Raw genomic sequence first — 10,906 nt, 5'->3', positions numbered from 1 at the left:
GAGCTCCCGCTGACGTCTCCGTCCGGAACCGCAACATGTCTTCCTGCATACCCCAAGGATGCGACCTTTTCTCCCTGAGAAGGGCAGTTTTCAGCCGGTACGGCACGTCCGGGCTCCGTCGGCTTCGCAGGCTCCTCCGACCTTCCACGCCCTACCGACTGGGCTGGTGTCGCCATATGCCCGAACGGTATCTCCTGTCCAAACGCGGCAGGATACTCAGGTGCCACGGGCTTCTCGGAGAGCGGCGGCACTGGCCGAGCCAGATCACGCGCGCCAAAGACACCATCGGGCTCCCGGGCACCATCGCCGACAGCAGCGCGGCCGCACATCGCATCGCCTTCGTAGCGGTGCATGCAGCCGTAGCACACTTCGGCATCGTCAAAGGTGCGCGCATGGCACACAGGACAGGCTTTCATCGCCTCGCTCCTTCCCTGCCGGAAAGCATTACCTGGTCGCCGACGCAAAACCACGCCTCGCCGCACGATGAGAACCGCTCGACCACCGCAACTGCTTTTCCATTTCTCAGCCTGCGGAACGGCCCGACCGACCGATGGGATTCGACCACCGCTCCCGTCCGATCCACGAATGCTACGTCGATGGCATGGCGCATACCTGCGGTATGCACGTCGCTGCACGGTACGAGCAGCAGCGCCTTGTCGCTCGATCCGCTCAGCAGCAAACCCAACGTCCGGCGACCCGCCTTCGTCGCCAAAGTCAGTGCAGTACGCATCTCCAGACGATCGTCGTGTTCCTTTGGTTTTCCACCCATGCTCAATCCTTTCTTTGCGTCGTTGCGCACTGCACGACAACGCTTGTCGTATCACCCACCCGAACGCAGGCAATATAAAGCCAGATGAAACGGCCCTCTTCCTTCACGAATGTCCCGCTGGACCCCCCTCCTGCGGGCACCGCTCTCCACCCACGATCCGACAGGCTCTGGGCAAGAAGACCGAATGCGTCAACCGGCTCGGCTGGCAGAGAGAACCCGACCACTGTGCCCGTATCGTTCACCCGCAGATCGGAGAGCTGCCCTACCGGCAGAACCTCGTTCTCAAAACCTTCGGGAAGCCCGAGGGCCCCGCTGCTCAAGGTATTCGATACGGCAGATTCCCCCCGTTCCCCGCCTCCGCTTTCCGAAGCAACGTCCTCTTCGAACCTCGGTGCCTCCGCAGAAGGTCCGTCGCGAACCGGCGGGGAGACGAAAGTGCCTGCCGCTTCGGCAAAAATACCTGGACGGGATTGCGCCAACACCGCATCGACGACCAGCGCGCCAGCCAGCAGCATCCCCAGGGCGAGGGCGGCGGTCAGGCCTCTTCGCGCCGCGGCGCTCATAACAGCACTCCCGGCTTGTACGGGTCCACCGTCATCGACACAGAGTGCTCGAGGTGCGGAAGGGCCACGCCCAGCACCGACGACCTCATGCCCATCCCGAACAACGTCGGCGAGAACTCGAGCGTTGCAGTGAAGCGCACGCATCCGCCCTTCGCGCCCTCGACAGCAACGCGCGCATCCACAAAGGGACGGTCGAAGGCCTGCTCTATCGTGGCGGCAACAAGAGCGCGGCTTTGCTCGAGGCCCTGACCGTAAGCCGGCGACGTCGCATGCACGCGCACCGCATCGCGCGCCACGCGGTCGAACCCTGCGCACTCCGAAAAGAACAGCAAGGCGTTCACCGCCACTACCGCCACCACCAAAAGCACGGGGAACACCACGGCAAGCTCGACCGTCATCTGGCCGCCTGCCCGAGCAGATGCGCCCCGCAAGCCAAGCACCCGGCACCGAGCATCTCTTTTCGTGCTCATTCCCACGTCCTCACCCCCGTAACCTGCGCGTACAGCGCCCTCACTCCGTCAGCGATATCGCTTATAAGGCCAGCCGCCGCATCTTGAGCAGCTTGGGGCAGCACGATAGTGATGGGTATGGAGGGGCCCTCGTCCCCGAACAACCTGATCGAAGCGATCTCGATGGTTCCGCCGAGGCCCGCGATGCTATCGAGCGCCGCAGCCTCAGCCGACGTCACGACGGACGAGAACAGGTCGGTCGAGGAGAGCGGCGTCGCTATCGCGCGTGCCTTGACTGCCAGGAAACGGGTGGAGAACGACCCTCCGTCGGCACCCGCAACATGCGCGGAATTAACCACAACCGGCTTGAGCGCATCGAGCTTTGCGGGCTGGAGCCCCAACGCACCGACCGCTTTCTCCAGTGCTGAGGCAGCCCACGTACCCAACCCGCTCGCACTGGCAAGCGGCAGCGCACCCAGCGCCCGCTCGATCGAGCCCTCGACAGCCTGCTGGCCATCGAGGTAGGCCCGAAGCAGGCCCGACCAGCAGTCAAGCACGATGCCCAAAGCCCCGCTCATCGCCCCGCCGCTTCCCTCTAAACCGTCAAGCAACGAAGAGAGCACGTTCTTCCCCTCGTCGGACGGCTCGGCCACCAGCGTCGCAGCCGATACAGCTGCCCGGGCGCCCAGCGACCCCGCCTCTCGTACGTAGCCGCTGGCGAAACCAGTCGAGGCGGCGGCTGCCTTCGTGTTCACCACGAAAGCCACCACCCCGAACCGCCCAGGAGGCGCCGCGTCAATGCGCTTGCCGCCCACCTTCCGCAGCATATCCAAGCAACGGTCGAACAAGCCTCCCGCCTTCCCCTTCACCTCAGACGTAAGAGGGTCGAGTTCCGCACGTGCCTTCTGGTAGGCATCGGCAGCCTGGGCAACTGCCTCATAGTGATACTCGAACCCATTTTCGATCGACGTGGATGCTGCGGCCACCTTGCCCATGCTTGCCGCCGAGAACCCGCACTGCGCACAGCGAGGGAATCCGCCTTGCTCCATCTGCGCGATAGACCCCCGCCCCGCTGCCCCCGAAGCTTCCGGACAGCCTTCCCACGCATGCATGACCGAACCGTCGCCGCTGATCGAAATCGGGTAGACCCCCTCGGTGTACAGCGCAGTCGCCCGCATCTGCTCTGTGTTCTTGGGCAGGTGGGGAAACAGCGCGTCGAAACTCCCTGCCGTCTCTCGCACGTACCCACGCGCCACTTCGGAGGATGCGAAAGCATAGAAACGCTCGCGCAAGGCAGAGCGCGCCTGCTCCTCGACCGACGACCCTTGAGGTGCCTCCTCGGCCAAGCGATGGGCGTAGTACGTACGAGCACGGTCGAGCGCAACGGAAAACGACCAGGCATCGACACTCGCATAGCGCGGGTTGTCCGACCCGCCAAGCCCTGCGAGCGCGTGGGCGCGCTCGAACATGCAGTACGACGGGTCGTCGCCGCAGTCCCTTCGAAATGCACGTTCCTTCCACTCATTTACCTCCTGAGCGGCCCTCTCAGCGTCAGCAGCAGCCTGCTTGATGTCGTTGGCCTCCTGGTCGATGTCGTCGGCCAGATCGTGCACTCCTTCGACGGCATCGACTGCGATCTCATCGCCATCGGCTGGCACGAGGACGGCAAGGCCTAGATAGGCGGCACCCATCGGACCGCCACCATTCGCCGAGGCAATGCTCGCCGCGCTGGCCGCCGCCAGGAAGGGCAAGGCCTTCTGCAGATGGTTCAACCCCGCAGCAGCCTTGTCCGCAAACGCGTCGCGCGCACGCATAACCTCACGGCCTGCCTTGAGGAGCGTCTCGGAGGCCGCAGCCGTGGCCGGCGTACACAGCGCAGCCACGCCCAAGCCCGTCGCGACAATGCCGGTCAGGGAGAGCGAGAGCACAACCGCATCGCAGGCCCGCACGACGATCATGAACTCGGCAACTTCGTTTTGGGCAGCCAACGCCGTCGCATCGGCCACATTCTGCACATCGGCCGATGCCGAGCCCACCCGGTACACCTGGCCTGACGTAAATATAAGCGACAAGGTGATGAGCAGCGCGAGCGCCACCCCTGCCGTGGTAAACCCTTCCTCATCCTTGAACAGGGAGCGAGGATGGTGCCTGCAATACCGCAACCGCAGCAATCTCACGACAACCACGCCCCTATCCACGCTGAAGGATCCCTGCCAGCCTCGGCGCCGTCGATCCATGCAGGCTGCGTCGGCAGAGAGGCCGACACTTCCAGATGCAGGTTCCCGGCAGCGTCGGTCATTCCCAGCAATACGGCGGCTGCATCCAATAGGGGCAAGGGGCGCACGTCGTTTCCTATGGTCACGCGCACCGTCTGGGATGCCTCGTTTCCCTCCAGGGCAATTTTCCAGCTGCATCCGCCACGATGGAGATGGAAGCTGTCATGGGGCGGTATCGCGCTCAAGCGATGCCGGATGAACGCCTCGCACGAACCGTCCATATCGCCCAACGTGTCGGTCTTGGTCGCAAGCAGCCGGCAACCCTCCGCCGCAGCCGCCTGCATGACCATGCGGTCGTACAGCAAAATGCCCGGCTGCACCAGCAGGAGCAGCGCGACAAACAGCACCGGGATGACCGCAGCTGCCTCGACAGTGGCCTGGCCGCATTCGTCGCGTCTCAACGTCCATAAGGGTCGCAGCACCCGCTTACAGCTGCTTGACTTCGCTTCGTACCTGCTCATCGCATTCCTCCTTTCCTCTTGAACCCTCGTCAGTACAAGAACACGTCCGCAATGGAGCCAGGCGCGGCACCTTGCACGTGATGCGAGGCCGCCATAAGAGCATGCTCCACGAAAAGACCTCCTTCGAAAACACGCCAGAGCGCCCCGCAAGCGACGATCACCGTCAGAAGCCCTGCCGTCACCAGCGCGAACTCCACCGTCCCCTGGCCGCGTTCCCCAAGAGGCAACCCGATCCTACGACGCACGTGACATCGAGCCATCGCCGTCGGCAAACGCACGCAGCCAGCCAGAACCGCCGCCGGAGCCACACGGCAAACGGCCCGCTTCGAACCAGCAAGCGGATCGCGCGCTTCCGCCTGCGCGGCGTCCCCGTACACGCTCCTCACAGCCCGTTGATGCCGCTGGCAATGGCATCCCAAAGTTCCTGCAGCTTGGGCCGGAACACTGCAATGGCCAAAATAGCGATCACCACCAACACGCCTACGAGAATGGCATACTCGGTCGTGCCCTGGCCTCGCTCGTCGCGCAGCCCGGCCCTCATGCGAGACGGCCAACACGCCATGTAGCAGCAGCCCCGCAGAGCGCACTCCCGAACCTTGGTCACCTTCAAACCGTTCATACTTCTTCCCTTCCCTATCCAATAAGAGAGACTGGCATCAAGCCGTACGCACCGGTTAAAACCCGCCCGCAAGGTCGAGCAGCACCGGCCCCAGCACCAGCAGCAGCATGGCGGGCAAGATAAGCGCACCCGTCGGCATCATCATTTTCACCGGGGCCTTCGCTACTCGTTCCTCCATATGCGCACGGTGCTCGGCACGCGCCTCGCCCGCCGCCGCCTCCAGCCCTTCGGCCAGCGACGATCCGAACCGCAACGAACGTACGATGTTCTCCACAACACGCGTCAACTGGTCCGATCCGTACGAAGCTGCCAAATCTCGCAGCGCCTCATCTCGCGTCGCCAGTCCCAACGACCAGCGCCGCGAGGCCGAAGCGCAGGAGTTGGCGAGCGTCGAGGAGAAATGCTGCGCATACAACTCGAAACTGCGGTCGAACGACAGGCCGCTGCGCAACCCCAGCGCCACCACCTCCAGCATCTCAGACAGGTGGCGTTCCACCTCCGCCGTGCGCCCGACCTCGATAGCCCGTACGGCCCACCGAGGCGCAAGGATGCCAACAACCAGCCCGAGCAACCCCAGCAGCACCGCAAGCTCGTTGGAGAGCACCGCGCCTACCAGGCCCCCGACTGCGGCAAACGCAAGCGCCAAGCGCACGCCCGCCTCGCGAAACCCCTCCGGGCTCACGTCGGATGCAAGACCCGCCTTCAGTGCATGCGCAGCAAACCAGGCACTTCTCCGCTTCCGCCCCCCGCGTGAAAGGCGGACCGCGCTACCAAATGAGAGCGGGCGGGCAACTCCGAAAGCCAAGCGCCTGCTCAGCCCAGTCGCATATCTCACGACCATATCGGCAGCGCCCTGCGAAGACGAGCCCAATGGTAATCCGCCTTCGACCCCTGCGCTTTGGCGCAGTATGCGACGCTGCAAGAAGGTAGCCCTACGCTCAAGCCAAAGACAAGTGGCGCACCACCCGGCTGCACCGGCCGACAGGCACGAGAGCACCTCGACAACGGCGACGCCGCCGTTCATGACCCGGCTCCCGCAGCCAGCACGCGCCGCACCAGGAAGACTCCCGCCGCCTGCATGCCCAACGCCACCGCAAGCAGCGCGTACCCTGCGGGGCTCGCAAAAAACGGCGTAAGGAAATCACTGCTCACCAGCGAGAAAATCGCCACCAACGCAAAAGGCATAATGCTTACCACCCGCGCCGACAACCGAGCCTGCGCTGTTTGCACCTTGAGCGAGCGCCTGAGCGCCAGCTCCCCTTCGACCGAATCGCGCGCCGCGTCCAACACTTGCCTCAAGCTACCGCCCGCCTGGTGCTGCACATCCAAGGCAACGGCCACGAACGCAAGCTCCGAAGCCCCGGCATCGGCCTTGAGCGCCGTCAATGCTTCCTGAGCGGCGCCGCCCGTATCGAGCACATGGGCCGCATGGGCGAACGAAGTGCGCAGGGGGCCGCGAACCTCACCTGCAACCTGGGAAAAGGTCTGGGACAGTGTCAGCCCCGCCCCAAAGCACGCCGAAAGCGACCGCAGCACCTCGGGCACCGCCTCGCGCATCGCGTCGCGACGCCGGTCGCATGCGGAACTCACCAGCACCGCCGCCACCGCCACCGCGCACGCCACCACCGCCGTCGCAGCCACCGCACTCTGCGTCACCAGGCCAGCTGCAAGGGCAAGAGCCACACAGCCCACCAAGGCGACCGAAGCAAGCGAGCGCTCCGTCGCGAGGTAGCGGCGCTCTGCGAGCAGCCGCACGGCCTCGCTGGCGAACCGCCTCACGCGCGCGATCCTCAAAAGCGCCTCCGCCAAAGGCACAACCGGCGCAAATCCATTGCGCAGCCGCCATGCCAGCCATCCCGTTCCGCCGCCCGCGCCGCCCTGAACAGCGGCGGCGGCATCTCGCGTGCCGCGCGTGACAGCAGACAAGCTCCTGACCAGCAATGCCGTCGAAACAAAAGCCAACATAACGCTCATGCCGCCAAACAACATGCTCGCATCCACGCTTCCACCTCCTTCTCAGTCGCACTGCCGCGAGAGGCAAGGCCTGCCACCCACGAAGGTGCACTGAACCAGTGGCCGCGACGATCTCCCTCGCCGCGCTCGAACAGGTGCTCTACCGCACAATGGCGCTTCTCGCGATCGTAGGAAAAGGCCACCACCTCGGAAACGCGCCTCGACCCGTCCAGCGAGCGCGCCGTCTGCACCACCACGTCAATAGCGCTGGCAATGTTCGCCTCGATAACATCCACCGGCAGGTCGGCACCGTAGCGCACCAGAGTTGTCAGGCGCGCGATCGACTCTTCGGGCGAGTTCGCATGCAACGTGGTAAGCGACCCGTCATGCCCGGTGTTCATGGCCTGCAGCATATCCAGCGCCTCGGCCCCTCGGCATTCGCCCACGACGATGCGGTCGGGACGCATGCGCAATGCGTTCGTTACCAAGTCGCGAATAGTCACCTCGCCGCATCCCTCTGCGTTGCGCGGCCGCGCTTCCAGGCGCACGACGTGCGGGTGCTCCAAAAAACGCAGCTCAGCCGAATCTTCGATCGTGATGATGCGCTCCTCGGGCGGGATGACGCATGAAAGCGCATTTAGAAGCGTCGTCTTTCCCGAACCCGTCCCTCCCGAAACGGCAACGCTCTTGCGCGCCCGCACAGCCCAGGTGAGAAACCACATCATCGCCTGGTCGAACGATCCTTTCGCAACCATGTCCTCGAGCGTCATGACCTGCTTCGTAAATTTCCGGATAGTGAGCACCGGCCCATCCAGCGCCAACGGCGGAATAATGGCATGCACGCGATGGCCCTGAGGAAGGCGGGCGTTCACCATGGGCGACGACTCGTCGATACGGCGGCCCAGGGGCCCCAGCACACGATCGATCAACGCACGGAGCTGCCCGTCGTCGGCAAATTCCTGAGCGCTGCGGCACAGTCGGCCGTCCCGCTCGAAGAACACCTTCTTTGGGCCATTCACCATGATCTCGGTAACGGCATCATCGGCAAGCAGCGCCTCGAGCGGACCGAAGCCGAATATTGCATCGATCAGCTCAGACTCAAGATACCTACGACGCTCGGCCGACAAGCGCGACCATTCCATGCGTCCGAACACGCGCCGACAGGCACTTCGCACCTCGTTGCGGGCACGCTCGGGGTTCTCAGCTTGCAGGGCTGCAACCTCGTCAACCGACACCAGCAGCTGCACCTGCTCCCTCAACCGGTCAAACCCCGGCTCGATTCCAGCAGCGCCGTCCGGCGGCACATCGTTTCCTGCTTGCCGAACCCGCTCTAACAAAGACATGTCTCGTCCTTCCTCCCCCGACGACGGCCGCGGCCGAACCGGCGCTCCAACTTCCCCGCCCGCGCCTGCGCTTGCGCCATGCGCAGGGTCCGCCCCTCGCAGCTCGGCAGGATATCGACCAACACGTGCTCCAAGCTCGTGCACAGGTCGTTCTTTGCCGAGATGAGGTCGAGGGGCTGGCCCGCACCCATCAGCTCTTCCACCTCGCGGCCCCCGTCGCGCAACTCCACCGCAGCCGCACCCTTCAAGGCACACGAAACGTCGATCGAGCTGAGCAGCGCGCCCTTCGAGCAGCGGTTCGCAGCGAACAGGAACGGCCCCGTCGCAATACCGCACCGTGCGCAGAGGTCGAGTGCATGGCGACAGGCGCGCAACGATGAGGGACGCTGATCCACCAGAAACAGGGCCTTCGAGCAACGCTCGAGCAGCAGGACATGGTGCTCCGCCCAAGCCGCACCCGTATTGGCGACAATCACATCGAAGCGACCCTGAAGATCATCAAGCAGGCACCCCGCACCCGACACCACCGCTTCGGCATTTTCGAGGCGCCGAGGCGCTGCCAGTACCGCTGGCAGCAAGCCATCGGGAGCCAGCCGCGCCAGCCGCTCGGGCGCAACGATCGCCTCGTCTACGGAAAGAGCCTCGGTGCAACCCGTCATTTCGCGCATATCCCCAAACTGCAAATCAAAATCCAGCAGCAGGGTCTTGTATCCCAATCCTTGCGCGAACAGGGCAGACAGTGCTGCCACCGTGCTCTTCCCCGCCCCGCCGCTGCCGCTGACCACCGGCAGGACGAATGCCGGGTGATGCGCCGCCACGCCCGGATGCTCTGCTCGGGACATCGGAGAGCCTTGCGGTCGGGACAACGGCGCGGAGGATGGAGAAGAGGCACCCGCAAACGCGCCCTCCTTCGCCGCCGAAAGATGGCCCGCAAACGCGCCCCCGCCAGCCCCTACCTGCGTGGCATGTTGGGCGTGCGGCCCAGCCGATACCTCGCCCGCTTCGACGATCGAGCGCCGCTTCATGTCGGCGTAGCGCTCGGCGAACGCTAGGCGCGTCAGCGATGCATCGATCTTTGCCGCACTGGCCCGGCTCATCAGCGAACCCGTTCCCTGAAACGCGAGCAAGCACACGCGAAGATCGGAACGATCGCGCTTCAGCGTAGCCGCTAGGTTGATGGGTTCCAGGTCGTCGCATCCCGCTACCCATGCTTCCACGATGCGGTGGTCGTTGCGCAGAAAGCGTCGGGCCTCCTCTGCTGTCGCGAACAGACGCAGCCATTCCTGAGAAGCAAGGCTCTCACCCGCCAGCCCGATAAGGTCCGGACGACGGATGCTCTCGGTATCGGCGCACAGTGCGATGAATGGCGTCATTGCAGACCACCTCCCGCACCGGTCTCTTCGCTTTTGGAAGGCGCCCCACCAGTTGCAGACCCTGCCGACGAGGGCAGCGCAAAATACAGCTCGGCCCTATGCGAGGCGGCGATGACCTCTTGCACGAGCTCGGGTGCGAGCGCAACCGTAACCCAAGCCACATCGGACGTGCTCCTGCTGCCGTCAGCGCCACCAGCACTGGTAGCCAGCACTAGCACATCACGCACGATCGCCGAAGTCGTCGTGTCGCCGGAGGCGTACATATCAACTCTCGCACCAGGCACCAGCGCCCCGCCCACTGCCTGCACCGTCTTCGCGGGCACACTCAAAGCCACCGAGCCTTCGGGAACGTCGATTGTCGTCGCCACCTCGCCGAACCGGGCAAGAGAAACCACCTCGCCAGCCAGAACCGACGACGTCGCCGTCCGCCCGACCACCTCGTCGGCAGACCGTGCCGCATCCGCCGGAAGCAGATCGGCCACCCAAAGCTTCGTCTCGAGAGCTCCCGCCTCCACCTTTTCGCCAGCGGAGATATCCCTCCTGGCAACGCACACCTCTATCTGCTCGCCTCCATAGCGGGAAAGGGCTTCTGCGCGCGCCGACTCCGCCTCGCCACGCACGCTTTGCAGATAGGCGAACACACATGCCGCACACAAAACGCCGCACGCAATGCCCACCACTGCCGTCTTTTTTCGCCTCATCGTCGCCTCCGCATCCTGGGAATCCTTGGCCTCCAGTATGCCGCCGCAACCTTGCCGATCCACCGTCAGCGCACCCCACATGCAACCGTCGAAACCGAGGCCGAAACCCAACAAACCAACCGTCAAAACCCGCGCAGAGACAAAGCGTAAATCCAACACGAATCCAGCAAAAAGTCTATGGAAGAGGAAAACGCACTGCCAACGAACAACGCGAGGGAAGTCTGGCCAGATCAACGACTTGCCCCCTCAGGTCGGCACCGTGCGCCTCCAAACAGGGGGGAGCGCCGTTCCCCACGGAAAACCTCCCCACGCCCTGTAAACCCCCGGAAGAAACGACGAAAGGGAGAAGGGTCGGCGTGGACGGCAGCATGGCGAAGCAAGAGGAAAGCAGGCATCCGA

At 64.4% G+C, this 10,906-nt stretch carries 13 protein-coding genes; all 13 read right to left on the bottom strand.

The features are described from left to right. The coding region (locus RR842_RS01350) for a hypothetical protein (RefSeq protein WP_332728846.1) at positions 1-416 on the bottom strand (416 nt) is incomplete at its 3' end. Continuing rightward, on the bottom strand, positions 413-769 hold the full coding sequence (locus RR842_RS01345; protein ID WP_332553460.1) for a DUF192 domain-containing protein: 357 nt from the start codon (positions 767-769) through the stop codon (positions 413-415). The genes RR842_RS01345 and RR842_RS01350, both read right to left, overlap by 4 nt. Positions 770-771: 2 nt before the next feature. Beyond that, a complete protein-coding gene (locus tag RR842_RS01340) occupies positions 772-1,332 on the bottom strand; it encodes a hypothetical protein (RefSeq protein ID WP_332513932.1) in 561 nt (186 codons plus the stop codon). Then, positions 1,329-1,802, bottom strand: a complete 474-nt coding sequence (locus tag RR842_RS01335) for a hypothetical protein (protein ID WP_332728845.1) — start codon at positions 1,800-1,802, stop codon at positions 1,329-1,331. Before RR842_RS01335 ends, RR842_RS01340 begins: the two co-directional genes overlap by 4 nt. Then, entirely contained in the window at positions 1,799-3,979 is a 2,181-nt protein-coding gene (locus tag RR842_RS01330) for a molybdenum cofactor biosynthesis enzyme (protein ID WP_332728844.1), read from the bottom strand. The genes RR842_RS01335 and RR842_RS01330 overlap by 4 nt, the downstream gene beginning before the upstream one ends. Next, positions 3,955-4,518, bottom strand: a complete 564-nt coding sequence (locus tag RR842_RS01325) for a TadE/TadG family type IV pilus assembly protein (protein ID WP_332728843.1) — start codon at positions 4,516-4,518, stop codon at positions 3,955-3,957. The genes RR842_RS01330 and RR842_RS01325 overlap by 25 nt, the downstream gene beginning before the upstream one ends. Positions 4,519-4,547: 29 nt before the next feature. Then, positions 4,548-4,895, bottom strand: a complete 348-nt coding sequence (locus RR842_RS01320; protein ID WP_332728842.1) for a hypothetical protein — start codon at positions 4,893-4,895, stop codon at positions 4,548-4,550. Between the two features lie 5 nt (positions 4,896-4,900). Further along, complete coding sequence (locus RR842_RS01315; RefSeq protein WP_332712438.1) at positions 4,901-5,137, bottom strand: hypothetical protein; 237 nt, start codon at positions 5,135-5,137, stop codon at positions 4,901-4,903. A gap of 55 nt (positions 5,138-5,192) precedes the next feature. Continuing rightward, positions 5,193-6,161, bottom strand: a complete 969-nt coding sequence (locus RR842_RS01310) for a type II secretion system F family protein (protein WP_332728841.1) — start codon at positions 6,159-6,161, stop codon at positions 5,193-5,195. After that, the gene (locus RR842_RS01305; protein ID WP_332565788.1) at positions 6,158-7,138 is read right to left on the bottom strand and encodes a type II secretion system F family protein; all 981 of its coding nucleotides are present in this window, start codon (positions 7,136-7,138) and stop codon (positions 6,158-6,160) included. The genes RR842_RS01310 and RR842_RS01305 overlap by 4 nt, the downstream gene beginning before the upstream one ends. Then, a complete protein-coding gene (locus RR842_RS01300) occupies positions 7,108-8,433 on the bottom strand; it encodes a CpaF family protein (RefSeq protein WP_332513943.1) in 1,326 nt (441 codons plus the stop codon). The genes RR842_RS01305 and RR842_RS01300 overlap by 31 nt, the downstream gene beginning before the upstream one ends. Then, positions 8,421-9,806: a P-loop NTPase gene (locus RR842_RS01295; RefSeq protein ID WP_332513944.1), complete on the bottom strand. Its 1,386-nt coding sequence runs from the start codon at positions 9,804-9,806 to the stop codon at positions 8,421-8,423. The genes RR842_RS01300 and RR842_RS01295 overlap by 13 nt, the downstream gene beginning before the upstream one ends. Further along, positions 9,803-10,618, bottom strand: coding sequence for a Flp pilus assembly protein CpaB (gene cpaB, locus RR842_RS01290; RefSeq protein ID WP_332513945.1), 816 nt, complete (start codon positions 10,616-10,618; stop codon positions 9,803-9,805). Before cpaB ends, RR842_RS01295 begins: the two co-directional genes overlap by 4 nt. Between the last annotated feature and the right edge of the window lie 288 nt (positions 10,619-10,906).

The organism is Gordonibacter sp., from assembly GCF_036667095.1.
GTDB lineage: Bacteria > Actinomycetota > Coriobacteriia > Coriobacteriales > Eggerthellaceae > Gordonibacter.
The sequence above is the reverse complement of the archived record's forward strand: the minus strand, read 5'-3'. Positions and strand labels throughout refer to the sequence as shown.

Coding starts and splice junctions, on each gene's coding strand:
- RR842_RS01325 (WP_332728843.1), bottom strand. CDS start 4,518: ATGAGCAGGTACGAAGCGAAGTCAAGCAGCTGTAAGCGGGTGCTGCGA.
- RR842_RS01335 (WP_332728845.1), bottom strand. CDS start 1,802: ATGAGCACGAAAAGAGATGCTCGGTGCCGGGTGCTTGGCTTGCGGGGC.
- RR842_RS01300 (WP_332513943.1), bottom strand. CDS start 8,433: ATGTCTTTGTTAGAGCGGGTTCGGCAAGCAGGAAACGATGTGCCGCCG.
- RR842_RS01310 (WP_332728841.1), bottom strand. CDS start 6,161: ATGAACGGCGGCGTCGCCGTTGTCGAGGTGCTCTCGTGCCTGTCGGCC.
- RR842_RS01315 (WP_332712438.1), bottom strand. CDS start 5,137: ATGAACGGTTTGAAGGTGACCAAGGTTCGGGAGTGCGCTCTGCGGGGC.
- RR842_RS01295 (WP_332513944.1), bottom strand. CDS start 9,806: ATGACGCCATTCATCGCACTGTGCGCCGATACCGAGAGCATCCGTCGT.
- RR842_RS01340 (WP_332513932.1), bottom strand. CDS start 1,332: ATGAGCGCCGCGGCGCGAAGAGGCCTGACCGCCGCCCTCGCCCTGGGG.
- RR842_RS01345 (WP_332553460.1), bottom strand. CDS start 769: ATGGGTGGAAAACCAAAGGAACACGACGATCGTCTGGAGATGCGTACT.